Source organism: Paeniglutamicibacter antarcticus, assembly GCF_039544305.1.
In the GTDB taxonomy this organism is placed as follows: domain Bacteria; phylum Actinomycetota; class Actinomycetes; order Actinomycetales; family Micrococcaceae; genus Paeniglutamicibacter; species Paeniglutamicibacter antarcticus_C.
The window spans coordinates 155,799-180,327 of the sequence record NZ_BAABLK010000022.1; the positions used below are offsets into that span (position 1 = coordinate 155,799).

At 62.7% G+C, this 24,529-nt stretch carries 26 protein-coding genes and 1 tRNA gene; 15 read left to right on the forward strand and 12 right to left on the reverse strand.

The genetic code is table 11. From position 1 onward, the window contains the following. Positions 1-610 precede the first annotated feature (610 nt). The gene (locus ABEA12_RS05740; protein ID WP_210099650.1) at positions 611-1,093 is read right to left on the reverse strand and encodes an SRPBCC family protein; all 483 of its coding nucleotides are present in this window, start codon (positions 1,091-1,093) and stop codon (positions 611-613) included. A 200-nt stretch (positions 1,094-1,293) separates the two neighbouring features. Here ABEA12_RS05740 and ABEA12_RS05745 point away from each other — a divergent pair, with 200 nt between their 5' ends. After that, positions 1,294-2,058 (forward strand): SurA N-terminal domain-containing protein, encoded by a 765-nt coding sequence (locus ABEA12_RS05745; protein WP_210099651.1) that lies wholly within the window; start codon positions 1,294-1,296, stop codon positions 2,056-2,058. Between the two features lie 14 nt (positions 2,059-2,072). On the opposite strand, the gene ABEA12_RS05750 is transcribed toward ABEA12_RS05745, so the two are convergent. Genes ABEA12_RS05750 through ABEA12_RS05765 form a run of 4 tightly spaced genes read right to left on the reverse strand, consistent with a single transcriptional unit; the run spans position 2,073 to position 6,947 of the window. Beyond that, positions 2,073-2,759 carry a GntR family transcriptional regulator gene (locus tag ABEA12_RS05750; protein ID WP_210099652.1) on the reverse strand — a complete coding sequence of 229 codons (687 nt, stop codon included), beginning with the start codon at positions 2,757-2,759 and terminating at the stop codon, positions 2,073-2,075. A gap of 41 nt (positions 2,760-2,800) precedes the next feature. Continuing rightward, positions 2,801-4,543: an acetyl/propionyl/methylcrotonyl-CoA carboxylase subunit alpha gene (locus ABEA12_RS05755; protein ID WP_210099653.1), complete on the reverse strand. Its 1,743-nt coding sequence runs from the start codon at positions 4,541-4,543 to the stop codon at positions 2,801-2,803. Continuing rightward, positions 4,540-6,192, reverse strand: a complete 1,653-nt coding sequence (locus ABEA12_RS05760) for a 5-oxoprolinase subunit B/C family protein (RefSeq protein WP_210099654.1) — start codon at positions 6,190-6,192, stop codon at positions 4,540-4,542. Before ABEA12_RS05760 ends, ABEA12_RS05755 begins: the two co-directional genes overlap by 4 nt. After that, positions 6,189-6,947: a LamB/YcsF family protein gene (locus ABEA12_RS05765; RefSeq protein WP_210099655.1), complete on the reverse strand. Its 759-nt coding sequence runs from the start codon at positions 6,945-6,947 to the stop codon at positions 6,189-6,191. The genes ABEA12_RS05760 and ABEA12_RS05765 overlap by 4 nt, the downstream gene beginning before the upstream one ends. 161 nt (positions 6,948-7,108) lie before the next feature. Between ABEA12_RS05765 and ABEA12_RS05770 the strand changes: the two genes are divergently transcribed. After that, a complete protein-coding gene (locus ABEA12_RS05770; protein ID WP_210099656.1) occupies positions 7,109-7,609 on the forward strand; it encodes a DUF456 domain-containing protein in 501 nt (166 codons plus the stop codon). 188 nt (positions 7,610-7,797) lie between these two features. Further along, positions 7,798-8,187: a hypothetical protein gene (locus ABEA12_RS05775; protein WP_210099657.1), complete on the forward strand. Its 390-nt coding sequence runs from the start codon at positions 7,798-7,800 to the stop codon at positions 8,185-8,187. Positions 8,188-8,882: 695 nt separating this feature from the next. Here ABEA12_RS05775 and ABEA12_RS05780 read toward each other — a convergent pair. Continuing rightward, complete coding sequence (locus tag ABEA12_RS05780; RefSeq protein ID WP_210099658.1) at positions 8,883-9,098, reverse strand: LapA family protein; 216 nt, start codon at positions 9,096-9,098, stop codon at positions 8,883-8,885. A 62-nt stretch (positions 9,099-9,160) separates the two neighbouring features. After that, positions 9,161-9,835 (reverse strand): TetR/AcrR family transcriptional regulator, encoded by a 675-nt coding sequence (locus ABEA12_RS05785; RefSeq protein WP_345466926.1) that lies wholly within the window; start codon positions 9,833-9,835, stop codon positions 9,161-9,163. A 110-nt stretch (positions 9,836-9,945) separates the two neighbouring features. Between ABEA12_RS05785 and ABEA12_RS05790 the strand changes: the two genes are divergently transcribed. The 8 genes from ABEA12_RS05790 to ABEA12_RS05825 all read left to right on the forward strand — a co-directional run bounded on the left by ABEA12_RS05790 (position 9,946) and on the right by ABEA12_RS05825 (position 18,686). Further along, positions 9,946-11,364 (forward strand): flavin monoamine oxidase family protein, encoded by a 1,419-nt coding sequence (locus ABEA12_RS05790; RefSeq protein ID WP_210099660.1) that lies wholly within the window; start codon positions 9,946-9,948, stop codon positions 11,362-11,364. Between the two features lie 12 nt (positions 11,365-11,376). Next, the gene (locus tag ABEA12_RS05795; protein WP_210099661.1) at positions 11,377-12,249 is read left to right on the forward strand and encodes a universal stress protein; all 873 of its coding nucleotides are present in this window, start codon (positions 11,377-11,379) and stop codon (positions 12,247-12,249) included. Between the two features lie 84 nt (positions 12,250-12,333). Then, positions 12,334-13,860, forward strand: coding sequence for an APC family permease (locus ABEA12_RS05800; RefSeq protein ID WP_210099662.1), 1,527 nt, complete (start codon positions 12,334-12,336; stop codon positions 13,858-13,860). A 170-nt stretch (positions 13,861-14,030) separates the two neighbouring features. Then, positions 14,031-14,561: an isopentenyl-diphosphate Delta-isomerase gene (idi, locus tag ABEA12_RS05805; RefSeq protein WP_210099663.1), complete on the forward strand. Its 531-nt coding sequence runs from the start codon at positions 14,031-14,033 to the stop codon at positions 14,559-14,561. A gap of 199 nt (positions 14,562-14,760) precedes the next feature. Beyond that, positions 14,761-15,525: an electron transfer flavoprotein subunit beta/FixA family protein gene (locus tag ABEA12_RS05810; protein ID WP_210099664.1), complete on the forward strand. Its 765-nt coding sequence runs from the start codon at positions 14,761-14,763 to the stop codon at positions 15,523-15,525. 18 nt (positions 15,526-15,543) lie between these two features. Next, entirely contained in the window at positions 15,544-16,512 is a 969-nt protein-coding gene (locus tag ABEA12_RS05815) for an electron transfer flavoprotein subunit alpha/FixB family protein (RefSeq protein WP_210099665.1), read from the forward strand. 51 nt (positions 16,513-16,563) lie between these two features. Further along, on the forward strand, positions 16,564-17,496 hold the full coding sequence (locus ABEA12_RS05820) for a cytochrome b/b6 domain-containing protein (protein ID WP_210099666.1): 933 nt from the start codon (positions 16,564-16,566) through the stop codon (positions 17,494-17,496). A gap of 53 nt (positions 17,497-17,549) precedes the next feature. Beyond that, positions 17,550-18,686, forward strand: coding sequence for an acyl-CoA dehydrogenase family protein (locus ABEA12_RS05825; RefSeq protein WP_210099667.1), 1,137 nt, complete (start codon positions 17,550-17,552; stop codon positions 18,684-18,686). A gap of 37 nt (positions 18,687-18,723) precedes the next feature. Here the strand turns inward: ABEA12_RS05825 and ABEA12_RS05830 are convergent, their stop codons facing one another. Further along, on the reverse strand, positions 18,724-19,119 hold the full coding sequence (locus ABEA12_RS05830) for a RidA family protein (RefSeq protein ID WP_210099668.1): 396 nt from the start codon (positions 19,117-19,119) through the stop codon (positions 18,724-18,726). A gap of 97 nt (positions 19,120-19,216) precedes the next feature. Then, the gene (locus ABEA12_RS05835; protein ID WP_210099669.1) at positions 19,217-19,693 is read right to left on the reverse strand and encodes an Lrp/AsnC family transcriptional regulator; all 477 of its coding nucleotides are present in this window, start codon (positions 19,691-19,693) and stop codon (positions 19,217-19,219) included. 390 nt (positions 19,694-20,083) lie between these two features. Between ABEA12_RS05835 and ABEA12_RS05840 the strand changes: the two genes are divergently transcribed. From ABEA12_RS05840 to ABEA12_RS05850, 3 genes are all read left to right on the forward strand, one after another. Further along, positions 20,084-20,293, forward strand: coding sequence for a helix-turn-helix domain-containing protein (locus ABEA12_RS05840; protein WP_210099670.1), 210 nt, complete (start codon positions 20,084-20,086; stop codon positions 20,291-20,293). A 78-nt stretch (positions 20,294-20,371) separates the two neighbouring features. Further along, a tRNA-Ala gene (locus ABEA12_RS05845) sits at positions 20,372-20,444 on the forward strand. Between the two features lie 373 nt (positions 20,445-20,817). Further along, positions 20,818-22,134: an MFS transporter gene (locus ABEA12_RS05850; RefSeq protein ID WP_210099671.1), complete on the forward strand. Its 1,317-nt coding sequence runs from the start codon at positions 20,818-20,820 to the stop codon at positions 22,132-22,134. 228 nt (positions 22,135-22,362) lie between these two features. On the opposite strand, the gene ABEA12_RS18635 is transcribed toward ABEA12_RS05850, so the two are convergent. The 3 genes from ABEA12_RS18635 to ABEA12_RS05860 all read right to left on the reverse strand — a co-directional run bounded on the left by ABEA12_RS18635 (position 22,363) and on the right by ABEA12_RS05860 (position 23,755). Further along, a complete protein-coding gene (locus tag ABEA12_RS18635; RefSeq protein ID WP_210099672.1) occupies positions 22,363-22,632 on the reverse strand; it encodes a histidine phosphatase family protein in 270 nt (89 codons plus the stop codon). Between the two features lie 50 nt (positions 22,633-22,682). After that, complete coding sequence (locus ABEA12_RS05855; protein WP_210099673.1) at positions 22,683-22,958, reverse strand: histidine phosphatase family protein; 276 nt, start codon at positions 22,956-22,958, stop codon at positions 22,683-22,685. A 326-nt stretch (positions 22,959-23,284) separates the two neighbouring features. Further along, positions 23,285-23,755: a hemerythrin domain-containing protein gene (locus tag ABEA12_RS05860; RefSeq protein ID WP_210099674.1), complete on the reverse strand. Its 471-nt coding sequence runs from the start codon at positions 23,753-23,755 to the stop codon at positions 23,285-23,287. A gap of 259 nt (positions 23,756-24,014) precedes the next feature. Between ABEA12_RS05860 and ABEA12_RS05865 the strand changes: the two genes are divergently transcribed. After that, positions 24,015-24,521, forward strand: a complete 507-nt coding sequence (locus ABEA12_RS05865) for a hypothetical protein (RefSeq protein WP_210099675.1) — start codon at positions 24,015-24,017, stop codon at positions 24,519-24,521. Positions 24,522-24,529 lie beyond the last annotated feature (8 nt).

Genomic DNA, 24,529 nt, shown 5'->3' on the forward strand with positions numbered 1-24,529 from the left:
AGCTCATCTTGTTGCTGCCTGTCGCGGGGCGCAGGCAACGAGACCAGTGTTCTTGGTGTCATGTTCGCCAGCTGGCTTAAAACAGTGTTTTTGAAGGCCACGGGCATGGGCCGAACCAAGAGTGACCGAACCATGGATCAAGCGAAACAGGTCGCCAGCTGCTTCCAGCGTTCGTGGTCGACATGGCTGGGAAAATGGGATGCACCCGGACCATTCCCGTGCCGTACGGATCCAGGACCGCGGCCCCGTGGAGGTGCCTGGCATTGAATGGGTGGATTCCTGCTGGGATCTGCACAGCCGAAACCGGCCAATCCCGGTTATTGGCGGGAGGTGGGCACACAAGCCTGCAGGCTGCAGCAGCTCCTTGCCCGGGTAAAAGGAACCGGCGTAGCAGGTGTTGCCGAACCCGAGAGCCCGCACAGGGATTTGCGGACGGCCAAGCATGCACCTGACAGTGGTTGTGGTCTGCGGTGGGTAGACAGAAAAACTGCAGCCTTCCGCGGACTTGCGGAAAGCTGCAGTTTTGGCTGAGGACCAGGCGCGGAAATCATGGTGCCCCGGCAGTTCTTGGCTAGCAGCGGCCTTTCACGGCCCACCCAACGGCAGGGGATCAGTTCGTGTGGTGCGGGCCCGCGACCACGGCGGCCAGCTTCTCCAACGTTCCTTCCAGCTGCTCGGTCCGCACCACCGGGAAGGACACCATTCGCAATACTTCCTTGTCCGTGACTTGGCTCCAGTCATAGGTCAAGGTGACCAAGGTGGACTCTTGTGAGTCCGCGTCCAGCTCCCACACCCATTGCCAACCTGCGGGTTCCTGTCCGGCATTTGCCGTCTTCCATGCCAAGAGTTTGTTCACGTCGTATCCCACCACGTGGTTATCGGTCTGGTAGTCCCCGCCAAGCTTGTCCCAGTACATGTTCATGGTGAAGACCTGGCCCACACCGGTAATGCGGTCGGTCTTCTCATCGGATCTCACCATCCCGGACCCATCAAGCCGGGCATGGTTGGCGGGATTGCTGAGGACGTTGAAGATTTCCTTTGCCGGGGCGTCGAACACGCGGGCAACGGTCAGTTTTCCTTCGTTTTCAGTCATGGTTCAGCATTGCGCAGATTCCGTATGCAGCGCAACTCCCTGGTCCGGCGAATTGGCCAGATCGCACGAGATGTCGCACGAACGCACCTGCTGCCAAGGGCAGATGCATGAACCGGGATCCTGCCCACGGGTGGAGCACCCAGCTCCGGGCCAGTTTCTCCTGCTAGCGTTTTAAGGGTTGATTCAAGAGCTGGGAGTTTATGTTGCACAAAAAATGGGTCCTTTCCGTGGCACTGGTCGCCTCGCTGTTGTTCATGAGCGGGTGCAGTTCCACCGCGGATCCCGAATCCGCGCCCGCTTCGAGCTCCACTGCCCAGGAACCAGGGCAGGAAGAGGCCTCCGGACCGACACCCGATATTTCCGGGGTTCCGGAAATAGTCGCGACGGTCAACGGCGAAGAAATCACCAAGGCCGACTTCACGCGCATCTACGAAGGCCAATTCGCCCAGGTGATGCAACAGGCGCAGCTCTCCGGCCAGGAACTCGACCAGGACCAGTTGCGCAAGCAAACGACCGAAGGCCTGGTGAACACGGAGTTGTTGATCCAGCAGGCTTCCAAGAAGAAGATCTTCGCAACCTCAAAGGACCTGGACAAGGCGCTTCTTGACGTGGCCAAATCCAACGACATGGATTCCAAGGAATTCTTGGCGGCAATGGACGGGCAGGGCGTTGACGAGGACGCGGTGCGCGCACAATTGAAGACCCAGCTTGAGGTCGAGCGTTTGATTTCCAAGGAAGTGGGTGACTTCACGCCCAGTGAAAAGGACGTCAAGGCCGCGTACGAGGTCGTGAAGGACCAGTACAAGGGCAAGGGAACAGCCGAGACGAAAGCCCCCAAGGTCCCGAGCTATAAGGAAATCAAGCCCGAGCTTGAACAGCAGCTCAAGCTTCAGAAGGAAGGGGCCGCGGTCAAGGAGTACACCGCTGTCCTTCGCAAGGATGCCAAGGTCGAGATGAAGATGTAGTTCCATCTGGTTCCCTAGTGGTCTTCCGCGTCCCGGAGATGGGTCAGCAACTCTGCTTCAGCGCGGTCAAGGTATCCACTGAGCGCCTCCGCAGCCTGGACCCGCTTGCCGGCGCGCAGCAACACAACCAGCGAGGCGTTGAGCTCGACATAGTGCGAGTGGAAGTCAGGCGCGTGGCCCATTCCGTGGAAAACCAGGCGCATTTGCGCCAAGACCTTGGACATGAGTTCCTGTAAATGCGAACTGCCCGTGGCGCGCACCAGCTCCTCGTGGAAACACTGGTTGGCGTCCGCCATCTTGTCGATGTCCCCGTCCTGCAAGGCAGCACGGGCCTCGACGATGACGGCGGCCAGCGCATCTACGTCAAGATCGGGCCCCCACGCGGCTGCGGCCGGTTCGATCATGCGACGCACCGCATAGATCTCCTGCACCCCAGCGGTGCCGGGGGATGAAACGAAAACACCGCGGTTCGGGATCCGGGTAATGACCAGCTCGTGGGCCAGGACGGCGAAGGCCTCACGCAAGGTGTTGCGCGAGACGCCCATTGCCGCGGAGAGTGCTTGCTCGGAAAGCTTGGCTCCGGGAAGCAGCTGCCCCTCGGCAATCCTTGAGCGCAGCACCGCGGCGACCCATGCGCCCGTATGGGCATGGGTTGACCCCTCGGCCAGGGGCAGGTTTGAAAGCGCGGCGTTCACTGGCATCCATCCAATCTAATCCACCACGGACCCGGGCGTCACAAGCATTAAGCGATGGAACCCAGAACGTCTCCGCGGCCAATGGCTGCGCCTGGCTCCTGGGTGCCCGGGGTGAATGACCCGGCACGGTGGGCGGTGATGTTTGATTCCATTTTCATGGCCTCGAGAACCGCCACGGTGTCACCCTCGGCCACGGTGGCACCCTCGGCGAGCACCCACTTGACGAGGTTTCCGTTCATGGGAGCCAACAGTACCGAGGCGTCCGCCACTGCAGCCACGTTAGCAGTGGCCACGTCCATTGCAGCACCGTTTCCTCCGTGGCGAATGGCCGCCAGAAGGTTCGCCGGCAGGCCGATGTCCATTGCCTTTCCATCGACATCGATGGTCAGTGTTTCGCGTCCTGCACCGGGCTCGGCAGCGGCGATTTCCGGGGAGGCGGCCAGTTCGTCGGCAAACTCGGATTCGATCCATGTGGTGTAGACGCCGTAGCGCTCGTTGTTGGTGAAGTCGGGGTTGCGCACCACCGCACGGTGGAAGGGCAGCACGCAGGGGACCCCGGAGATGACCATTTCATCCAGGGCCACCTTGGCCCGGCGCAGGGCCTGGGCGCGGGTGGTGCCGGTGACGATCAGCTTGGCCATGAGTGAATCGTAGTGAGAGGGAACCACGGAGTTGGTGCGGACCCCGGAATCCACCCGCACGCCGGATCCGGTGGGTGCCTCGAAAGCGGTGATGCGACCGGGGCCGGGAAGGAATCCACGGGCCGGATCCTCGGCGTTGAGCCGGAACTCGAAAGAGTGCCCGGTGGGAACCGGATCCTGCGTGAAGCTCAGCGGTTTCCCGGCAGCGATCCGGAACTGCTCGGCAACCAGGTCCACACCGGTGGTTTCCTCAGTGATGGGGTGCTCGACCTGCAGCCTGGTGTTGACCTCAAGGAAAGAAATCAGTCCGTCGGGAGCCACCAAGTACTCGACGGTTCCGGCCCCTTGGTAACCGGCCTCGCGGCAGATGGCCTTGGCCGAGGCATGGATGGAAGCTCGTTGCTCCTCGGAGAGAAACGGGGCCGGCGCCTCTTCGACAAGTTTCTGGTTGCGGCGCTGCAGCGAGCAATCTCGGGTCCCCACGACCACGACATTGCCGTGGACGTCGGCCAGTACCTGGGCCTCGACGTGCCTCGGCCTCTCCAAGAAACGTTCGACAAAGCATTCACCGCGGCCAAAGGCCATGGTTGCCTCGCGCACCGCCGATTCAAAGGCGTCGTCGATTTCCTCGAAGGTGCGCACGACCTTGATGCCCCGGCCGCCGCCGCCGAACGCGGCCTTGATGGCCACCGGCAGCCCGAACTCCTGTGCGAAGGCACGGACCTCGGCACCTGATTCGACCGGACCGTCGGTTCCGGGAACCAACGGTGCCCCGGCACGTACCGCGATCTCACGGGCGGTGACCTTGTTGCCCAATGCCCGGATCGCATCGGGGGACGGGCCGATCCATGTCATTCCGGCATCCATGACACCTTGGGCGAAGTCGGCGTTTTCAGAAAGGAAGCCGTACCCCGGGTGCAGTGCGTCGGCACCGCTGCGGGCGGCGATCAATAGGATCTTGTCCATGTCCAGGTAAGTTTCCGAACCGGCCGAGCCGTTCAATGCATAGGCCTCGTCGGCACGGCGCACATGCAGCGCGTCGGCGTCCGGGTCGGAGTAGATGGCAACGGAGACCAGCGAGGCGTCGGCGCAGGCGCGGGCAATGCGGACGGCGATTTCCCCGCGGTTGGCGATCAGGACTTTCTTCATGCTGTTTTTCCTTTGTGGCCGGGGCGGTCGGCGGCCTGTGGCTGGTGCGGGTTATGGGTCAACGGGTCGACAAGGACGAAGCGTATGGAGGAACCCGGGGGCATTTGGGCCGCCGCGGGCAGGTCTTCGGCAACGACCCCGGCAATCACGGGGTAGCCGCCGGTGACCGGGTGGTCGGCCAGGAACAACACGGGCAAACCGGAGGGCGGTACCTGCAAGGCGCCGACTGCAACGCCCTCGCTGGCCAGCTCTCCGGTGCGGATGCGCTCAAGCGGGCTGCTGCCGGAGGACAGGGACAGCCGGACACCCACGCGGCTCGACTCGGCCGAGGCGCTCCAGAGCTGGCTGGTCAGCCGTGCCAGTCCTTGAGTGCCGAACCAGTCATCGCGTGGCCCGGCGCTGATGCGCAGGGTGAAGATCCCGTGTTCGTCGGGCTTGGGCAACGTGGAAGGCTGGGGATTGCCAACTACGTGGGCGCCGGTAACCGCATGAACCGCAAGGATGGCGCCGCGGGTGAGCGCGGCCGGTCCGATCCCGGACATTGAGTCGGTTGAGCGCGAGCCAAGCACCGGTGCGACGTCCAGTCCGCCGCGCACGCTCAGATAGTTACGCAACCCGGAACCTGACGGGGTCACGGTGAGCGTTTCCCCGTCAAGCAGCGCGAAGGGCGAGTCCATGCCCACCGTGCGCTCGAGGTGGAATTCGTCGGTGTCCACGGGGATGATGCGCAGCTGCGCTGTGGCCCCGGCGAGCGCCAGCACTTGGTCGCCATGGGCCCGGATACGCAGGGTGCCTAGGAGGTTCTCGATCAGTGCGGCATCGGGGGCGTTGCCCACCAGGCGGTTGGCCTGCCTGGCCGAAGCAGTGTCGGCGGCACCGGAGGCAGAAACACCGAGGTTGCCCAGGCCAGGGCGTCCCAGGTCCTGGATGAGGGATTGCAGTCCCGGTTCCAGGATTTCCAGGTGCCTGGCGGCAGGCGTGCTCCGCGATTCCGCCGGGGCGTGCGCGGTGGATGCGGCAAGGGTGAGCGCGGAGCGCGAGGCGGTGAACTGCACACGGTCCTGCGGGCGGATCAGTGCCGGGTTTTCCCGGTCAAGGTCCCAGAGCACGGCATCGGTGTGTCCGATCAGCTGCCACCCTCCAGGGGAGGCGCGCGGGTAGACGGCTGAATAGTCCCCGGCCAGGGCGACGGCCCCGGAGGGCACCGTGGTGCGCGGACTGTCGCGGCGCGGTACTTCCAGCAGCTTGTTCTCACCGCGCAGGTAGGCGAAGCCGGGGGCGAAACCGCCGAACGCTGCGCGCCACAACTGTGAAACGTGCGCGTTGATGATGCCCTCGATACTCATCCCGGTCAGGCGCGCGACCTCGGCGAGGTCTTCGCCGTCGTAGTGCACCGGGACCTTGACCAGCGTGCCGGTGTTTTGGGGTGCCGAACCAAGCTTGAGGGTAGGAAGGGCAGCGGCGATGTCCCGTGCGCTGGCCCAGCTGTCCGTCTTGATCAAGATGGTGCTGGCAGCTGCCAGCACGTCGAGTTGTCCGGGCAGCGGGTTGGCCTCCAGCAGTGCGCCGAGGGCCAGCACCGAATCGAGGTCATCGAGCTCGACGAGCACCGATCGCGTGCCTGCGAAGTGCGTTGCGCCCACGCTCATACGAAACTCTTGATGGCCACGCCAGCGGATCGCAGCCCGGAGCGCACGGCGGCGGCCATGGCGACGGCTCCCGCGGTGTCCCCGTGCACGCAGATGCTTTCAGCGTCCATGGGAATGACGGAGCCGTCGATAGCGACGATGGTTTTTTCGGTGGCCAAGCGAATCATGTTCTTGGTGACGGTTTCCGGATCGTGCAGCAGCGCGTTGGCCTCGCGGCGGGAGACCAGGGTTCCGTCGGGGTTGTAGTTCCTGTCGGCAAAGGCCTCGGTGACAGGGCGCAGCCCGGCGGCCTCGGCCTTGACCAGGGCGATGGACCCGGGCAGCAGCAGCACGGGCAGATCCGAGCCGAACGCCCGGATGGCGTCGATGACCGCTTGCGCGTGGCCTTCGTGGTGCACGATCGCGTTGTACAGCGCGCCGTGGGGCTTGACGTACTGGATCCTTGCTCCTGCGGCGCGGGCCATGGCTTCGAGTGCGCCTAGTTGGTAGAGCACGTCGTCGGCGAGTTCGGTGGGGGAACAGTCAAGGAAGCGGCGGCCGAACCCGGCCAGGTCGTGGTATCCCACGTGCGCCCCGATGGTGATGCCGAGCTTGGCAGCGTCGCGACACGTCTGGGCAATGACGCTGGGGTCTCCGGCGTGGAATCCGCAGGCGATGTTTGCCGAGGATACTGAGGTAAGGATTGCTGCGTCGTCGCCCATGTTTCGACCGCCCATGGACTCGCCGACATCGGAATTCAGGTCGATGAATGGCATCTGTGACCCCCGTCTCGTGTGGTGTGTCCCTTAAGGATGCACCATGACGAAGGATTGTTCAACAATATGTTTTCCGTTTGCGGCCGCGAAGTCCCGGGGCTACCCGCGGGGGCTTGGCCCGAGCGGTGGCGAGCTTGGCGGTAGGTGCAAGAATTGTGCTTGTGGACATTCAAATCATCACCACCGTTGTTGCCGGGCTGCTCTTGGTCGTTGCCGTGCTGGGCACGGTGCTTCCGGTGCTCCCGGGCAGCCTGCTGGCCATTGTCACGCTGCTTTCCTGGGGCTGGATCCTGGGCAGCCCCGCTGCCTGGTGGTGTGCGGGTATCGGCATGGCGATAGCGCTCGCCGGATGGAGCGCTTCGACGGTGCTTACCGGCAGGAACTTGGCGCGGCAAAAGATCCCACGCGGCTCCGTTGCCCTGGCCGTAGCACTGGCAGTGGTGGGCATGTTCCTGATCCCGGTGCTGGGATTGTTCATCGGGTTCGCCCTTGGCCTGGTGCTGGGGGAGTATGGGCGACGAAAGGACCTTGGCGCGGCGTTGCGCGCCTCGGGTTCGGCGCTGAAAGCCATGGGCATCGGCGTGCTTGTGGAATTCGGCTGTGCCGCGCTTGCCTCGTCGGTGTGGATGATCGGAGTGGTGGTGCACTTCTCCACGCGGTGAAACCCGCCATTGTGCCCGCCGCCACGCATTATCTGCGATGCAGGCCACTGCGGCTTGTGAGTTTGCCAACCGAAAGCGCGAATTGAAGCGCCCGCGTGAAAATCGGACGTAGTCTCAAAATCGTAACGATTAAGATTTTTGTGGGTGTCGCTGTCCCCACGTCTGTCATTTCACTAAGGGGTAGAACCATGTTGTTGGCACGTAACGCAATGCCGCTGGGCGAGGACATCTTGTTGGCACGCCACGGATCCAACATCGTGCAGATGACCCAGGACCGCAGAAACAACCTCACCCGCGCCAGGCTGGCGGACGGGCGCATCGACACCGCCTCGAACTTCCTGGTGAACCTCAACGCCATGTCCGCGGTTGCGCAGACCCCCGCCTCGCGTTTCGGCAAGGTGGCCGAGGATTACTCTGCCGACCAGCTGCCGGTTAGCCGCAAGGAAATACGCTTCATGGCCAAGCTCGCCGGAGCGTGGGCCGCGACGTCACTGGTGTTCGTGGGCGGACTGTCCTGGGTCATCTTCAAGTACGGGGATGCCGATTCGCTCATCCAGGTGATGGGCGCAGGCTACTAGGGCTGGACCCAATGCTTGCTGCTTGGATCTGAGGGTTGATGAACCCGTGGACCAGAAGATGCCGGTCTTGCCGGGTTTCGGGCGAGCCCACGCGGCCACCACGAGTGCCGGTGTGGCCGCTGGGTGGGCCAACCTTTGTCTTGCGCTTTCCCTGGCGTTGGTTGGATCCGTTCCCGGTATTTTGCCAGCTGCTTCTTGGTCTGCGCCACATCCTCAGCGAAGGCTCCACAGGTCACAACCTTGAAATCGTCCCATTTGGCATCTGGGTTTCCCCCGGTTTTCACGCTTGCCCGATGGCCAAGCCGGTGGCATTCAACGCAACAATGACTGCGGCCGGACAAACGGTCGTTCGATTAACGTCATGGCCAATTCCCCGGCCAGGATCGCACCGGCGAGCGAGCCGAACCGCAATGAAAACCATGCTCTCCCATCATCGGCAGCACAGCGGTGAGCCACAGGAGGATAAGTGCCGCACTTCCCTTGGGCGCGCCCGTTGCGAAGCGACCCGATAGTGCGGCCCGGACCCCGGGTGGTTCCCCTGCCAAAGGGATTGCGGCGCGTTCTTTCCTTGGCCCAAGCCGTTGAATGGCGCCGTCTAAGCCGGCCGTGCACAGCCGTGCTGCAGGCCCCGGGGCAGTGCCGGGAAGCATGGGTGGGACGGTGGGGTTACTTCGAGGTGGCCTCAGCCAATGGCCCTAGCGCCTGCGGAACGAGAAGCGCCCGATGAGCCAACCGATGAGCAGGACCGCACCCAGGAAAATCCACAACGGTGCGTTCACGTTCAGGAACAACAGATCGATGCGTACCCGCTGGCGGTTCTGCAGGATGAAGACCAGTGCGGCGATTGCCCCCAGGATGGCGACCCAGTTCTTGGCCGTCAGTCGCGAGAAGAACCCATCTGCGCGGTTCATGTCGTTTCCAGGAGTTTCGCTCATTGGTTCAGGCTATCGGTATATCGGCGATTGACTGGTGCTTAGCTGGTTGCCGGTGTTCCCAGGAGACCGGCGACGATGGCGCGCAGCCCGGTGTGGAACGCCGCATCGGCGCTATTGCGTCCGGTCGCCCGCTGGGCGTCCAATGCGTCTTCGAAATTGGGCAGTTGCCCGGCCTTCTTGCCCGGGTTGAAGATATCAAGCGGGGCGGTGGCATCAAGCGCCGAGCCAAAAATGAACGATTCGACGGCCACAATGGCCGGGACGATGTCGGCCTGGTGCCAGCCCGCCTTAGTGAAGCCTGTCGCGACTTTTTCATACATGTCCAAAGTGCGTGGGGAGCCGGTGACGGGCAGCACCGCGATCAGCGGGATCAGCGGGGCATGTCCGGCCAGGACGTCCCGGTAGGTTTCCGCCCAGCGGAGCAGGGCCTCGGTCAAGGGAAAGGACTCGAACACCGAGGAGTCGACGTTGTCCATCACGATTTCCTGGATCAACTGCATGATTTCCTGCTTGGATCCCACGTGGTTGTACAGGGCGGAGGGCGAGACGCCCAGTGCCTTCGCGAGGCCGGACATGGTGAGTTTGGTGTAGCCCCCGTCGTTGACGAGTTTCAGGGCGGTCCTGCCAATGAGGTCCCCGTCGAGCACCAACGAGCGCGGGCGCCCGGCCCTGCGGCGTGGCGGGCCCGGGGAGGGCGCTATTTCCTTAGGCAAGATCAATTCCTGACGTGGTGTACTTCACAAGAGCGTATGCCATGGTTTACGCTGTAACCAGTCTAATAAATGAACGTCATTCATTTAGTGCATCGGAAGAAGTGGAAATCATGAGAACCCTTGATCGCGACGTCGTCATCATCGGAGCGGGCCCCTCGGGCCTGACCGCAGCCTACGAACTGCGCAAGGCCGGCAAGACCGTGGCGGTGCTCGAGGCGCGCGACCGAGTCGGCGGCCGCACCTGGAGCGAAGACATGGACGGGGCCACCATCGAAATCGGTGGCCAGTGGATCTCCCCGGACCAGACCGGGCTCTACTCTTTGATCGAGGAACTGGGCATCGAGACCTTCGAGCGCTACAAGCAGGGCTCCTCCATCTACATGTCCGAAGATGGCACCCGCACCGTCTACGACGGAGCGGACTTCCCCGTCGGGGAGGCTACGGTTGCCGAAATGAACAAGCTCGTTGCCGAGATGGACCGGTTGACCGCGCAGGTCGACCCGGACGCGCCGTGGAACCACCCGCGTGCCGCCGAACTGGACATGGTCTCCTTCCACCACTGGCTGCGCACCCTCTCGGATGACGAGGTCGCTTGCAACAACGTCGGCCTGTTCATCGCCGGCGGCATGCTCACCAAGCCCGCCCACACCTTCTCCGCGCTCCAGGCGCTGCTGATGTCCTCCTCGGCCGGCTCCTTCAGCAACCTGGTTGACGAGGACTTCATCCTGGACCGCCGCATCGTGGGTACCATGCAGGGCGTCTCGATCGCCGTGGCCAAGCGCCTGGGCGATGACGTCTTCCTGAACAACCCGGTGCTCAAGCTCGACTGGTCCGATTCCGGGGTCACCGCCCACGGCACCGATATCACGGTCAACGCCGCCAAGGTCATCATCGCCGTTCCACCGAACCTCTACTCGAGGATCTCCTACAACCCGCCGCTGCCGCGCCGCCAGCACGTGACCCACCAGCACCAGTCGATGGGCCTGGTTATCAAGGTCCACGCGGTCTACGAGACCCCGTTCTGGCGCGAGGAAGGGCTCTCGGGCACCTGCTTCGGCCCCTCGGCGATCGTGCAGGAGCTCTACGACAACACCTATCACGGCGAAACCACCGGGACCCTGGTCGGCTTCATTTCCGATTTGCAGGCAGACGCCATGTTCGAGCTTCCCGAAGCCGAGCGCAAGGACGTGATCCTTAAGGGCATCGCCGAGTACCTCGGTCCCAAGGCCCTGGAAGCGAAGGTCTTCTACCTCTCAGACTTCGGATCCGAGGAATGGACCCGCGGCGCGTACGCCACCAGCTACGACCTCGGTGGCCTGTTCCGCTTCGGACCCGAACAGAACAAGAACGTCGGCCCGATCTACTTCTCCTCCTCGGACCTTGCCGGCGAGGGCTACCAGCATGTGGACGGCGCGGTACGCATGGGACGACGCACGGCGGCCCGCATCGTCGCAGCGGTCGATGGCACGCAGGACGACCTAGACTACGACGGTGTCGCGTCAAGGTTCGGCACTCTCTCTAACCTGTAGGAGTAATCACCCATGCGTTACCTGATTGGATACACCGCAGATGGTCGCGGCGCCGAAGCGGTGGCCCTGGCCGCCGCACTGGGCGGACCGGATGCACACCTGGACATCGCCATCGTGTTGCCCGAGAGCACCCCGTTTTCGGCGAACTACCCCGGCGGGGACCACGGCTACTCCTCGATCCTGGCCGAGAAGGTCGATTCCTGGGCCGCCGAGGCACTCTCCCTGGTTCCGGTGGGGACCAGTGCCCGGGTGGTCGCCCGCTCCGTGACGTCCCCAGCAGCCGGGCTGATTGCCGCGGCTGAGGAAACCGGCGCGGACGCCATTGTGCTTGGCGGGCGCAAGCGCCACGTGGCAGGCTTCTTCGCCCCGGGCTCGGTGACCAGCTCGCTGTTGCACGCCTCGCCGTTCCCCGTGGCCATGAGCACCCCCGGTGCCGTTGCCGCACTTGAGAAGGCCGAGGGCAAGCTGAGCAGGATCACCGCGTTCGTCTCCAACGGCGCCGCGGCCCGCAGCGTGGTCCAGGCAGCAGCGGCGTTCGCTGCCGAACAGTCCCTGGAAGTCCGTGTGGTTTCCCTGGTGATCCAGGAGCTGGCCGAGGTCGGCAAAACCCGGATGCGCGAATCCGTCTCGCGTTCCCAGGAGGCTGCCGATGCAGTGGTGGCCGACCTCGGGGTCAGTGCCGAGGTCCGCGTGGTCACCGGTGCCAGCATCGATGAAGCCATCGCGTCGATCGACTGGGAAGACGGAGAAGTCGCCGTCGTAGGATCGAGCAGCCTGGCGCGCAAGCGCCGGCTGTTCCTAGGATCCACCGCGCAGCGCATCCTGCGGACCCTGCCGGTTCCGTTGCTCGTGGTTCCCAAGAATTACAAGAGTGCCCCGGAATAACCCCGGCACCTATCACCGCACGACGGCGTCGGGCCTGCCCACCAACGAGCAGGACCGACGCCGCCTGGATGAAGGAAGAAAACAATGAGTCGTGAAACAGCGACAAGCGCCACCTCCTCGCAGATGGCCGATTCGGGCCTGGGGGAGAAGGGCCTGAGCAAGGGCACCGTGGGGGTTCTCGGTGCGGTAGTCATCGGCGTCTCATGCATTGCCCCGGCCTATACCCTGACCGCGGCCCTGGGCCCCACCGTCGCCGAGGTCGGCACCCAGGTCCCGGCGATCTTCATCGCAGGCTTCCTGCCGATGCTGCTGGTCGCCCTGGGCTACCGGGAACTGAACAACGCGATGCCCGATTCGGGCACCTCGTTCACCTGGGCCACCCGGGCCTTCGGACCATGGATCGGCTGGATGGGTGGCTGGGGACTGATTGCCGCAACCATCATCGTGCTCTCCAACCTCGCGGCCGTGGCCGTGGACTTCTTTTATCTCCTGATCGCCCAGCTCACCGGCAATGACGCCATCGCGGAGCTGACGCGAAACCTGTGGGTCAATATCCCCACGACGCTGATTTTCATCGCTGCAGCCTGCTGGATCTCCTACCGGGGCATGCAGACCACCAAGGCATTCCAGTACGGGCTGGTCGCTTTCCAGTTGCTCGTGCTTGGATGGTTCGCCGTCGCGGCATTCAGCCACGTCAACAACGGCACCGCCTTTGACCCGACCCCGATCGCGATGGACTGGTTCAACCCGATGGCGGTTCCGACCTTCGGTGCCTTCGCCGCCGGCGTCTCGCTGTCCATCTTCATCTTCTGGGGCTGGGACGTGACCTTGACGATGAACGAGGAAACCAAGAACCCGAAAACTGTCCCGGGCCGCGCAGCAACGCTGACGATCGTGATCATCATGGGCATCTACCTGGCCATCACGCTCGCGGTGATCTCCTTCGCCGGCATCGGCACCACCGGGCTGGGCGTCGGCAACCCGGATAACCAGGAATCGATCTTCGCGGTGCTGGCAGGTCCGGTGATGGGCCCGTTCGCGATCTTGATGTCGCTGGCGATCCTCTCCTCCTCGGCGGCCTCGCTGCAGTCCACCCTGGTCTCCCCGGCCCGCACCATCCTGGCCATGGGCTACTACAAGGCGCTGCCGGAAAGCTACGCCAAGGTCTCACCGCGCTTCATGTCGCCCTCCAAGGCCACCATCACCGCCGGTGCCGCTGCAGCGGTCTTCTACGTTGTCACCCGGCTGCTGAGCGAAAATGCCCTGTGGGACACCATTACCGCCCTTGGCCTGATGATCTGCTTCTACTACGGCGTCACCGCCCTGGCCTGCGTCTGGTACTTCCGCCGCGAGTCCTTCGACTCGCTGCGCAACATCGTCTTCAAGTTCCTTGCACCGCTGCTGGGCGGCGTGATCCTGCTGGTGATGTTCGTCAAGACCGCAAGCGATTCGATGGACCCCGGTTACGGCTCGGGAACCAATATCGCGGGACTCGGCATGGTGTTCATCCTGGGCATGGGCGTGCTGCTTCTCGGTGTGGCCGTGATGATCTTCATGCGCGTGCGCCAGCCCGGGTTCTTCAAGGGTGAAACGCTCAAACGCATGAAGTAGGCGCTTGGCCGTGCGTGGATAGCAGTTGCCCGCCGAGGAGGATACGTCCCTCGGCGGGCAACTGCCGCGTTAAGCCTAAAAAACACAACACCGGTGTCGCTGCAACAAAGCGTGGGATGATTTGTGGTGGGGATTCCCGCCCCTTGAACCACCCAGCCAGAAAGAGAGCCATGAACGAGGAACTGGTGGTGCTGTTGGCAGCTGACGGCACCCGCATTGGAACAGCGTCCAAGGCATTGGTGCACACGGAAGACACCCCATTGCACCTTGCCTTTTCCTGCTACCTCTACGACGGGGAAGGCAGGATCCTGATGACGCGCCGCGCATTGGGCAAGAAGGCGTGGCCCGGTGTCTGGACCAACTCGTTCTGCGGCCACCCGGGAGAAGGGGAATCCTTCGAATCCGCAATGGTCCGCCGTGCGGAGCAAGAGCTGGGCACCACGATCACCTCGATCGATGCGCTGCTGCCGGACTTTGCCTACAGGGCCGTCGACGCCTCGGGAATCGTGGAAAACGAGATCTGCCCGGTCTTCACCGCTTCGATCACCGGGGAATTGAACCCCAACCCCGATGAGGTCGCGCAATACGCTTGGATCGAGCCACAGGAGCTGAAGACCGCCGCGCTTGCAGCTCCCTTCGCCTTTTCCCCGTGGTTGCTTGAACAGATCGCCCAGGGGGCTCTGAAGACGCAGCGTCCCTGACAGACATCCCTCAACTGTGAAGCAAAGCCTTTCCCCGGTTTTTTGCTGAATCGATAGAAGATCAGGTCAACAAATGAAGCAGCGAGTTTCCTCTTCGTTTGCCTTGTCACCGATTTACTAGGAAGACCTAGTAAATTTTCGTGCTTCCTAGTAATGTCTCGAATGAGCGAACAGGCATGGCACCAAGAGGGGAAAACGGATGAAGATTGTCGTTTTGATCAAGCAGGTTCCCGACACCGCCGAAGAGCGGCACCTGGAACCGGACACCGGACGGGTCGACCGGGGAGCCAGCGACCCGGTGATTGACGAGATCACCGAACGCGCCCTGGAACTGGCCCTCACCATCAAGGACGGGGACAAATCCACCGAGGTCGTTGTGGCGACAATGGGTCCGGCCGGCGCAGCGAAATCCATCCGCAAGGCACTGTCAATGGGTGCCGATACAGGGATTCACGTGCTCGATGATTCCCTGGCAGGTGCCGACCTGGTTCTCACCGCGCGGGCGCTGGCCGCCATGCTGCGTGAAGCCGGTGCCGATCTGGTGATCGCCGGCAATGCCTCCACCGACGGGTGGGCAGGCATGCTCCCGGCGATGGTTGCCGAACACCTTGGTCTGCCCCTGCTGGGCTCGCTGGTCTCAGCGGAAATCGGTGGCGACAAGGTCACCGGCACGCGTCAAAACGAATCCGGCACCCAAGAGGTCAGTGCCTCCTATCCCGCAATGATCACCGTCACCGAGCGGTTCGCCGAGGCCCGTTTCCCCAACTTCAAGGGAATCATGGGTGCCAAGCGCAAGCCGGTGGAAACGCTTTCCGCCTCGGACCTGGCGCTCACCGCCGAAGTCCGGTCGCGTGTACTGGATGTTGCCCAACGCCCTGCGCGCGCCGCGGGAAGAACGATCACCGACGACGGGAACGGCGCCGCCGAACTCGTTGACTTCCTCGCCTCCCGGCGCCTGATCTAGCAAAGGACACCCCTTCCCATGGCAAACATCCTTGCATTGGTTGAACTGACCCACGCCGGAGAGCCTGCGGCGACGGCTCGCGGCCTGTTGGCGCTGGCCGCCCGGCTGGGAACACCCGTTGCGGTCACCGCCTCAGGGTACGCATTATCACCTGGAACCGTGGCCCGGCTCGGTGAACTTGGCGCCGAAACGATCCACGCCGCGGAAATCCCCGAGGCCGGTTCCTTGCTCGTCACCCCGTTGGTCGACGCACTGTCCGACGCCGTTGCCGTCCATGAACCCGCCGCGGTGCTTACCGCCGCATCGGTGGACGGGCGCGAGGCCGCTGCGCGTCTTGCCGTGCGCACCGGCGGTGGACTGCTGGCCGATGTCGTGGACGCAACAGCCGGCGAATCGGGCATCGTGACCGAGCACTCGGTCTTTGGCAGCAACTACACGGTCCACGCGGCAGTGACCGGGGTCCTGCCGATCATCACCCTGCGCACCGGCGCCATCGACGAGCAGGCACCTGCGGCGGCAGGAACGCTCAACGCCGTGGCGCTGCAGCCCTCCGAAACGACCAGCGCATTGATCAGCTCCTTCGCCGACACCCCGGAGGAATCCTCGCGGCCCGAACTGCGCGGTGCGGCCACGGTGGTCTCCGGTGGCCGCGGGCTTGGCTCGGCGGAAAACTTCGTACTGGTCGAGCAACTCGCCGATGCCCTGGGCGGGGCAGTCGGGGCCTCGCGCGCGGCCGTCGACGCCGGCTACATTGCTCAGGGCGCGCAAGTCGGCCAGACCGGTGTCAGCGTATCGCCGCAGCTGTACCTCGCGCTGGGCATCTCCGGTGCCATCCAGCACCGTGCAGGGATGCAGACGGCCAAGACCATCGTGGCGATCAACAAGGACGCCGACGCCCCGATCTTCGAGATCGCCGACTTGGGGATCGTGGGAGATGTCTTTACGCTTGTCCCGCAGGTGATCGAGCTGCTCAAGTCCCGCCCCTAGCAACGCCAGCTCCCCAGGCACCGACCCACCCAAGAACGCGAGGCCCCGAAGATGACCGCCCGGTCCACACCCAATAAGCAGCAATCCAACAAGTGGGCGCGTGCAGGCATCATCGCCGGCTCGCTCATTGTCCTGCTCGTTGTTGCAGTCTTTGTTGCCCGCTGGCTGGTGTCCCTTGAAGGGGTCTCCTCATGGATGGAGACCTACACCGGCCACTCGGCCTTGCCCGAGGCTGCGCCCGTCGGGTTCCCCGCGTGGCTGGGCTGGCAGCACTTCCTGAACATGTTCTTCCTGGTGCTTATCGTGCGCACCGGCTGGCAGATCCGCACCGTGACCCGGCCGGCCGCCCACTGGGTGCGCAACAACAAGTCCATGATCCGCACCAAGGGTGCTCCCTCGCGCATCAGCCTGGAACTATGGTTCCACCTGAGCCTGGACGCACTGTGGGTGCTCAACGGCATCATCTTCGTCATCGTGCTTTTTGCCTCCGGGCAATGGATGCGCATCGTGCCCACCAGCTGGGAGATCTTCCCCAATGCACTCTCCGCAGGATTGCAGTACCTCTCGCTGAATTGGCCGACGGAAACGGGATGGGTGAACTACAACGCCCTGCAGGTCCTGGCCTACTTCGTCACCGTCTTCATCGCCGCCCCGCTGGCGATCATCACCGGGTTGCGCATGTCCGGGGCATGGCCCAAGAAGGCAACAAGACTGAACCATGCCTACCCGATGGAGCTGGCCCGGGTGCTGCACTTCCCGGTGATGATCTACTTCGTCGCCTTCACTGTGGTGCATGTGGCCTTGGTCTTTGCCACCGGCGCCTTGAACAACCTGAACCACATGTACGCATCCAACGACTCGACAAGTTGGACGGGCCTGATCCTGTTCGCCGTGTCCATCGTGGTGATCGTGGGTGTGTGGTTCCTGGCCCAACCGATCTTCCTGCGCCCCGTGGCCTCACTGACCGGGAAAGTCGGCAAGTAGCCTAACCCGCGCACCTGAACCAGACCTCAACGCCGAGAGCAGGAGCACCAAGAATGTTTGAGATCACCGAAGACCAAAAGGCCATTGTCGAGATGGTGTCCGACTTCGCCACCGAGAACATCGCTCCGCACGCGGCGGCCTGGGACCACGACAAACATTTCCCCGTTGACGTCCTGGCGCAGGCCGGGCAACTGGGCATGGGCGGGATCTACGTGCGCGAGGACTTCGGCGGCTCTGGCATGAGCAGGCTGGACGCGGCGCTGATCTTTGAGGAACTCGCCAAGGCGGACCCGACGATCGCCGCCTACATCTCCATCCACAACATGGTCGCATGGATGATCGACCGCTTCGGCAACGAGGACCAACGCGCCGCGTGGCTGCCTGCGCTATGCACCATGGAGATGCTCGGAAGCTACTGCCTCACCGAGCCCGGGGCCGGCTCCGATGCCGCGGCGCTGAGCACCCGAGCGGTGCTTGACGGGGATTCCTACCTGCTCAATGGGACCAAGCAGTTCATTTCCGGGGCAGGCTCCTCGGGGGTTTACATCGTGATGGCACGCACGGCTGAGACCGGCAGCGCGGGGATCACCGCTTTCATCGTTCCCGACGGCGCCGAGGGCCTGTCCTTCGGGCCGCTGGAAGCGAAGATGGGCTGGAACGCCCAACCCACCCGACAGGTGGTCATGGAAAACGTCCGGATCCCCGTGGGAAACCGCTTGGGGGATGAAGGTACCGGGTTCGGGATCGCGATGAAGGGCCTCAACGGCGGACGGGTGAACATCGGTGCATGCTCCATCGGCGGGGGACAGGCAGCGTTGGACAAGTCCATTGCCTACCTCAAGGACCGTCAGGCCTTCGGTGCGCCGCTGATCGGACAGCAGGCGCTGGTTTTTGCGATTGCCGACATGGAGACCGAGCTGGAGACCGCCCGGACCATGATCTGGCGGGCTGCCGATGCGCTTGAACGTGGCACCCCCGACACCGTGCGCCTGTGTGCCATGGCCAAGCGTGTGGCCACCGACGCCGGCTTCACGGTGGCCAACGCCGCGTTGCAACTCCATGGAGGCTACGGCTACCTCTCCGAATACGGGATCGAGAAGATCGTCAGGGATCTGCGTGTGCACCAGATTCTTGAGGGCAGCAACGAGATCATGCGCCTGATCATCGGGCGACTGGCTGTCGAACGGTAGGCGTCGCGCTTCGGACAACGCGGGAGCAGCGGGAAGGCTAGTTCCCTGCCCAGGCCGTGGCCTGGACCTCGACCAGGATCTCCGGTGCAAGAAGCGGCGCCACGACGGTGGCACGCGAGGGTCGGTGGGTGCCAAAGGTGTCCACCCAGGCGCGGTTGTATTCCCCGGCCATGGCTGCATCGGTGATGTAGACGGTGGTGGTGGCAACGGCATCGAGGCCAAGCCCGTACGCGGCCAGGACGCGCTGCAGGTTCTCCAGCGTCTGGACGGTTTGGGCGTAGACGTCGTTCTCGCCGACCAGTGTCTTGTTCTCGTCCCTCGCGACCATGCCGGACACGAAAACGAGATCCCCGGCGCGAGTCGCACTGGGGAACGGACCGGACTCGGTGGTGATGCCTGCAACGTCGATGTTCGTTAGTCCTGTGGTGGCCATGATGCTCCTTGGTCGAAGGTGGTTCCTGAGGCAGTGGATTGCCCGGAAAAAGACTACGGCATCGGTCACCTAAGCAACCCCGGTACGCGTTGCCGGACTAGCTCAGGTGGTTCAGCAGCGCGGTGGTGCGATAGGGGATCACGTCGCGCAGGATCATCGAGGTGGATGTCCGGGTGATTCCCGGGCACAGCCGGATTTCTTCGCTGACCCGGTAGAGGTCATCCGGATCCGTGGCCACGGCCCGGATCAGCAAATCGGTGTCTCCTGCTGGTGCGACGCATTCAAGGACCTCTGGAATCCTGCTCAGGGCCTCGATGGCGTCTTCCAGGTGTGACTGGTCCAACTCGGCACTGACAACGGCGGAAACACCGCGACCCACAGAGGAAGGCTTCACGCGGCTGGAGTTTGGGCGCAAGGCGCCGGAACTGGCAAGGCGCTCCATGCGGGTCTGGACTGTGCCCCGGGCCAACCCCAGCCGTTGGGCAAGCATCATGGTGGGTACGCGAGGATCCTCGTCCAGGGCCAACAGAATGCGCCTGTCCGTATCGTCGAGTTGGTACGATTCCGGGGTCATTCCGGCTCCTTCGCGTAAGTTCGGTCAGACTGACCAAGTTGTTCCGTTGCTACCGTTTCATGTTAGTCAAAATGATCAGTGATTCCCAACTGTGTTGCGCGGTATGCCCGGTTGTTGCTTTAGTAGTTGTTAGAAGCTCAACCAACGCCACAAGCCACGGAGAGCAGACCCCCGCAGCAAGGCCCGATCCTGGCCAGGCCTAGGGCTGGCCCACAAGGTCTCAGGTCTAACAGTAGGAGTGGCCCGCAAGGATTCCAAGAACTTGGAGTCATCGCGGGCCACTCTTGTTTTCGGCCCGCACAGGTCCCCGGACGGCTAGGGTTGTCCACAAACGTGCTGGTGGGCGTATGGACAGTCCACGAAACGGGTAACCTCTAGTACATGAGGTTCATGCGCCTAGAAGATGTCGCCGATGAGTTGAACGTAAACCTGCCGCAGGTGCGGTCATTGGTGCGCAGCGGCGACTTGCCGGCCATCAAGATCGGCGGACGCGGAGTCTGGCGGGTTGAGCGTAGTGAGCTTGAAGCATATATCCAGCGCCAGTACACGGTTGCACGGGAATCCACCGAAGCGGGAACCGCGGAAAACGAGGAGAAGTAACTGCTCGCCGCATCTGAATTTTGCGGGACGGCTTCCGCGGGTTTAGGCTGAAAACGTTGCGTCATCCGGTGCAAACCCGGGGCATTAGCTCAGTTGGTAGAGCGCTTCGTTCGCAACGAAGAGGTCAGCGGTTCAATTCCGCTATGCTCCACAAAATCGCCACTATGGCGGTGTAGTCCAGGAACGGCCTCGAGTAACTGCTCGGGGTCGTTCCTGCTTAAAGGCCAGCCATTGGGCACAATCGCCTCTAGTCGAGGCACTTCGGGACGATCTCATCCAGGAAATATGGCGCGCCATTTCCGTGGATACCGCTGTGGTTGGGCCGCGAGAAGAAAGTGTTCCTTGCAGCGTGGCCATCCGGGATCCTTGTCCGTCAAGAATTTTCTCGCGCAAGGGCATCCGTTGCAATGTGTTGGGAATACGATCGAGTTATCGGTGATGGATCTCGCCGGGGTCTGAAGTCCGGCCCGAACCGCCGGCATGGCTGATGGCTTCCTATCCCGAGCGACGGGTGGGAACTTTACATGTCGGAAATCGATGACGAGCATGAAGCGGCTGACAAGCAAGCCGGGTACGAGCCCGGCAGTGGGGATCCAACAAATTCGGCCTCGTTCGCTCCGGTTCAGGAGCCCCCAGGGCACTGGTTGAACCGAGGCATTCTCGGCGTGGGAGCGGCCTCCTTCTTCAGCGACTCAGGCCATGAATTCGTCACGTCGTTGCTGCCCTCCTTCCTCAGCTCTACTCTCCACAGCGGCCCCGCGGTGCTGGGTGCGATAGAAGGTGTCTCGGACGCATTGCTCGGGTTGAGCAAACTTGCCGGCGGGCCACTATCCAATGACCCTTCGCGCCGGGCAAAGACCGCTTCGGGAGGGTATCTGCTCACTGCCGTCGCGACATCCCTCATTGGTCTGAGCACTGCTGTGTGGCAAGTCGCTGGGCTTCGCGCACTTGCCTGGGCGTCTCGTGGCGTGCGATCCCCAGCTCGGGACACCCTGCTGGTCTCGATGACTCCACGGGCAGCGTACGGACGTGCCGCCGGTATCGAACGAGCGGGCGACAATGCCGGAGCCATCGTGGGACCTTTGCTGGCGGCCACCCTTGTCGGGTTGCTGGGCATCAGGACAACGATCGGACTTTCGCTGATCCCGGGCTTGATTGCAGCCGTGGCAATCATCGTGACAGCGCGGCATGCCCGCAACGTGCTCGCTACTCCGGTGGGCAAGCGGACTATGGGTTTCAACCTGGGCGAGCTGCGTAGAGCGGGTCTACGGCGGACGCTGTTGCCTGTATCGCTCTTTGAGTTGGGAAATCTGGCGGCGATGCTGCTGATCCTGCGTGCAACGACGATTCTGGAAGCCGGAGGACGTGGTGCCGATACCGCGGTGACCATGGTGATCTTGATGTACGCCTGCCACAACGCCGTGGCGTCTGCCACCGCTTTGGTCGGGGGCCAACTCATTGACAGGGTGAACCCACGACTGGTTTTTACCCTGGGAGCAGGCTTGTATGTGGCCGCATACCTATTGTTTGCCATGGACGGGACCCACCCGGCGTTGTTGCTTGCGGGCTTTTTGCTTGCGGGTGCCGGGACTGGATTCGCAGAGACTTCGGAGCAGGCGGCGGTGGCGCTTTTGCTGCCGGACCGCCTGCGGGGCAGCGGCTACGGGCTGCTAGGACTGGTTCAATCCTTTGGTGACCTTGGCGCCACTGTCGTTGCAGGTGTCGTTTGGGCCGTGTTCTCCCCAACCGCGGCGTTCCTGTATGCGGCTGCTTGGATGGTTGCCGCAGTGATTTCCTCCCCGGACTTGAGAACCCGCGCAACCGTTGATGCCCTCAGATGACCAAACAACGCCGTAACCCGAGACCAGAGGTTTCACGAGCTGCGGTTCACTACATACAGTCTTCATGAGCCGTGGTATCAATGATCCCGGAGTCGAATCCGCTGGTTGCCTCGGGAATCGCGGTGTCCCTGGTCCCGGGCCCCTCCCGATGCCAAGAAGCTGGAAGCAGAAGGGAAGTCACGGCGGCTTGAATCGACGGACGTATTGGCTCGTCAAAGCCCAGGGAGATCAAACTTGTTTCGGCGCAGGGGGTTCAATTCGCGGCTTCTGACCGGTTGCCTGCACCGTCCACAGGCCGTCGTTTCTGACCAAGTGGTTCCAGCACCCGGTGGGTTCCTGCAGTCCGGTGATCGCGGTGTCGAGTGCCAAGATCAATGGCCGGATGACGGCGTCGTGGGTGACGATGACGACCGGTCCGACTGCAATATCTGCTACTTCCTCCGAGGCTGGACGTGCACGGGACAAAACGGTAGAAATGGATTCGACCCCGGGAGCCAAGTCAATGCTTCCTCACTGTTCGATGACCTCGACTTCGGATCGTCCGGTCCCTAGTCCCTGTCATTGAATCGTTCATCGGTGGTGGGTGTCACCTCGAGGGCCTGGGCAATGAAGCTGGCGGTCTGCACCGCTCGTTGAAGCGGGCTGGAGATCACAGCAACGGGTTGCTTGGTTGCCAGTGAGGCAGCAAGCGCACGGGCCTCGGCAATCCCCGCTTCGTCCAGTGGTGGATTGGCCCGACCTCGGATGTAACCACCGGCATTCAGCCCGGTTTCCCCGTGACGGGCCAGATATACCTCTTTCGTGCCCTGCCTGGATATCTTCATGATCGGTTCCTCTCCAGACTGCGACGCGGATTCTTCAGAACCGCATCCTTGGACGCTTGCTTGTGTTGGCCATGGAATAGGTCGTCCCGAGGTGCGCCACTTGACGTGTCCAAACCGCAACCAATTATCCCAGGATGAAGAGTGAGAGCGATTTCCCTGGACATCATCACCAGCCAATGCCTCAAGCATGAAACATGCTGCCCGACGGGGGAACCCCGCCGAGTTCGCTTTCTTCCTCTGGTGTCTTGATCTATCAAGCCAGCGGCGTGCATGCTGAGAAAACTAGACGCGGACGAATCCCTGGCGCAGAGCTGCTGGTGGTAGCGTTATTTCCCGGCTGAGCGCGCAACCCAGCCTGTCGGCATGGAACCTGATTCCATGAACCCGGATAGTGCCGTCCCCTCCGAACTGTTCAGCAGCTCATCCGCTTGTCTATAGATCACTTTTTCCTCTATGGCGTTGTGTTTTTCCAAGAGCCCTAACAACCTGATACAGGTGTCACGGGCCGCGGCGGCATCTTGTTCCGTGATCAACTCGTCGAGCCGGTCCATGATGTTCCAGAGCGTTCCGTGTTCGCGTTCCATGACGAAAATAGGTCCCATCAGCCCGGCGGTCTTCAGCGGCGGAAACAGAAACTCTTCCTCCAAATAGATATTCCGTCGCAGGCCTGCCAAGGATCGCTGCAGGGTACCAGTGGTTCCGACGCCATCCGCTGGCTGTGCCAGGTAGGCCTCAATCCCACCGTCGATATCTCGGTGCTCCGCTTCCAAAGCGGCGCCAAGCGTTTTGTGTTCCACGGTCATTCCTTGGTCGAAAGAATATGGCTTCTCCAGTCTAGGCAGATTCGTCCCCGGGAGCCGGGTGGCGAGCGGGTTTGCCGGGGAAGGAGACCCTCCAGCGGTAAATCGCTTCGATCCAAGGAATTGCCCAACACCGTGCCGAACGGCGCATGAACTATGCGAGAGGTAAACCGCGTGTAGCGTTTACTTGGCGAGTTGGACGTTGACCACGCAAAGGATAGATGCAAGCACCATGGATGGAGGCCGGCCAGGCCAGATGCAAGATCGATACGACGCCACGATCGAGGACCCGGTGGTTCCCGACGCCAACGAATTCCAGCATATGGCGTTGGGGTACGTGGAACGCCGAATCCGCCTCATGCATATCCTTGTTTTCGGCTTCGCCCTTTATGGTGCTTCCGGCGTTGCACTGGTCATGCAATGGCTCGCAAACACAAGATCCAACGGTGCGGCTTTGTTGACCGACGTTGGCATTGTCGTTATGGCAGGCTCCCTGATGGCGGCGGCGCTTTCGATGCTGAAACCGGTCCGGCCTTCGGTTGCTTTCGCCCTTGCCGACGACTCCATTCGAAAAGACCACAAAACCAGCCGCACGGTCCTGGTTCTTGCCGGCATCTACACAGTTGCGGCGATCGCGATCACGTGGGGTCCGGGGAGCAGGCATACGGCGAGCATTCTGGCGGCCATGTGGGTAGCGGTTCTCATCGCATGTTTCAGTTTGATGCATGGTCGATACCTGCGCATTCACCGTGACGAGCTCTAAGCCGCCCA

Excerpts from the sequence above, each read along its gene's own strand:
- ABEA12_RS05740 (WP_210099650.1), bottom strand. The coding sequence starts at position 1,093 with ATGACTGAAAACGAAGGAAAACTGACCGTTGCCCGCGTGTTCGACGCC.
- ABEA12_RS05745 (WP_210099651.1), top strand. The coding sequence starts at position 1,294 with ATGTTGCACAAAAAATGGGTCCTTTCCGTGGCACTGGTCGCCTCGCTG.
- ABEA12_RS05750 (WP_210099652.1), bottom strand. The coding sequence starts at position 2,759 with ATGCCAGTGAACGCCGCGCTTTCAAACCTGCCCCTGGCCGAGGGGTCA.
- ABEA12_RS05755 (WP_210099653.1), bottom strand. The coding sequence starts at position 4,543 with ATGAAGAAAGTCCTGATCGCCAACCGCGGGGAAATCGCCGTCCGCATT.
- ABEA12_RS05760 (WP_210099654.1), bottom strand. The coding sequence starts at position 6,192 with ATGAGCGTGGGCGCAACGCACTTCGCAGGCACGCGATCGGTGCTCGTC.
- ABEA12_RS05765 (WP_210099655.1), bottom strand. The coding sequence starts at position 6,947 with ATGCCATTCATCGACCTGAATTCCGATGTCGGCGAGTCCATGGGCGGT.
- ABEA12_RS05775 (WP_210099657.1), top strand. The coding sequence starts at position 7,798 with ATGTTGTTGGCACGTAACGCAATGCCGCTGGGCGAGGACATCTTGTTG.
- ABEA12_RS05780 (WP_210099658.1), bottom strand. The coding sequence starts at position 9,098 with ATGAACCGCGCAGATGGGTTCTTCTCGCGACTGACGGCCAAGAACTGG.
- ABEA12_RS05790 (WP_210099660.1), top strand. The coding sequence starts at position 9,946 with ATGAGAACCCTTGATCGCGACGTCGTCATCATCGGAGCGGGCCCCTCG.
- ABEA12_RS05795 (WP_210099661.1), top strand. The coding sequence starts at position 11,377 with ATGCGTTACCTGATTGGATACACCGCAGATGGTCGCGGCGCCGAAGCG.
- ABEA12_RS05800 (WP_210099662.1), top strand. The coding sequence starts at position 12,334 with ATGAGTCGTGAAACAGCGACAAGCGCCACCTCCTCGCAGATGGCCGAT.
- idi (WP_210099663.1), top strand. The coding sequence starts at position 14,031 with ATGAACGAGGAACTGGTGGTGCTGTTGGCAGCTGACGGCACCCGCATT.
- ABEA12_RS05810 (WP_210099664.1), top strand. The coding sequence starts at position 14,761 with ATGAAGATTGTCGTTTTGATCAAGCAGGTTCCCGACACCGCCGAAGAG.
- ABEA12_RS05815 (WP_210099665.1), top strand. The coding sequence starts at position 15,544 with ATGGCAAACATCCTTGCATTGGTTGAACTGACCCACGCCGGAGAGCCT.
- ABEA12_RS05820 (WP_210099666.1), top strand. The coding sequence starts at position 16,564 with ATGACCGCCCGGTCCACACCCAATAAGCAGCAATCCAACAAGTGGGCG.
- ABEA12_RS05825 (WP_210099667.1), top strand. The coding sequence starts at position 17,550 with ATGTTTGAGATCACCGAAGACCAAAAGGCCATTGTCGAGATGGTGTCC.
- ABEA12_RS05830 (WP_210099668.1), bottom strand. The coding sequence starts at position 19,119 with ATGGCCACCACAGGACTAACGAACATCGACGTTGCAGGCATCACCACC.
- ABEA12_RS05835 (WP_210099669.1), bottom strand. The coding sequence starts at position 19,693 with ATGACCCCGGAATCGTACCAACTCGACGATACGGACAGGCGCATTCTG.
- ABEA12_RS05840 (WP_210099670.1), top strand. The coding sequence starts at position 20,084 with ATGCGCCTAGAAGATGTCGCCGATGAGTTGAACGTAAACCTGCCGCAG.
- ABEA12_RS05850 (WP_210099671.1), top strand. The coding sequence starts at position 20,818 with ATGTCGGAAATCGATGACGAGCATGAAGCGGCTGACAAGCAAGCCGGG.
- ABEA12_RS05855 (WP_210099673.1), bottom strand. The coding sequence starts at position 22,958 with ATGAAGATATCCAGGCAGGGCACGAAAGAGGTATATCTGGCCCGTCAC.
- ABEA12_RS05865 (WP_210099675.1), top strand. The coding sequence starts at position 24,015 with ATGCAAGATCGATACGACGCCACGATCGAGGACCCGGTGGTTCCCGAC.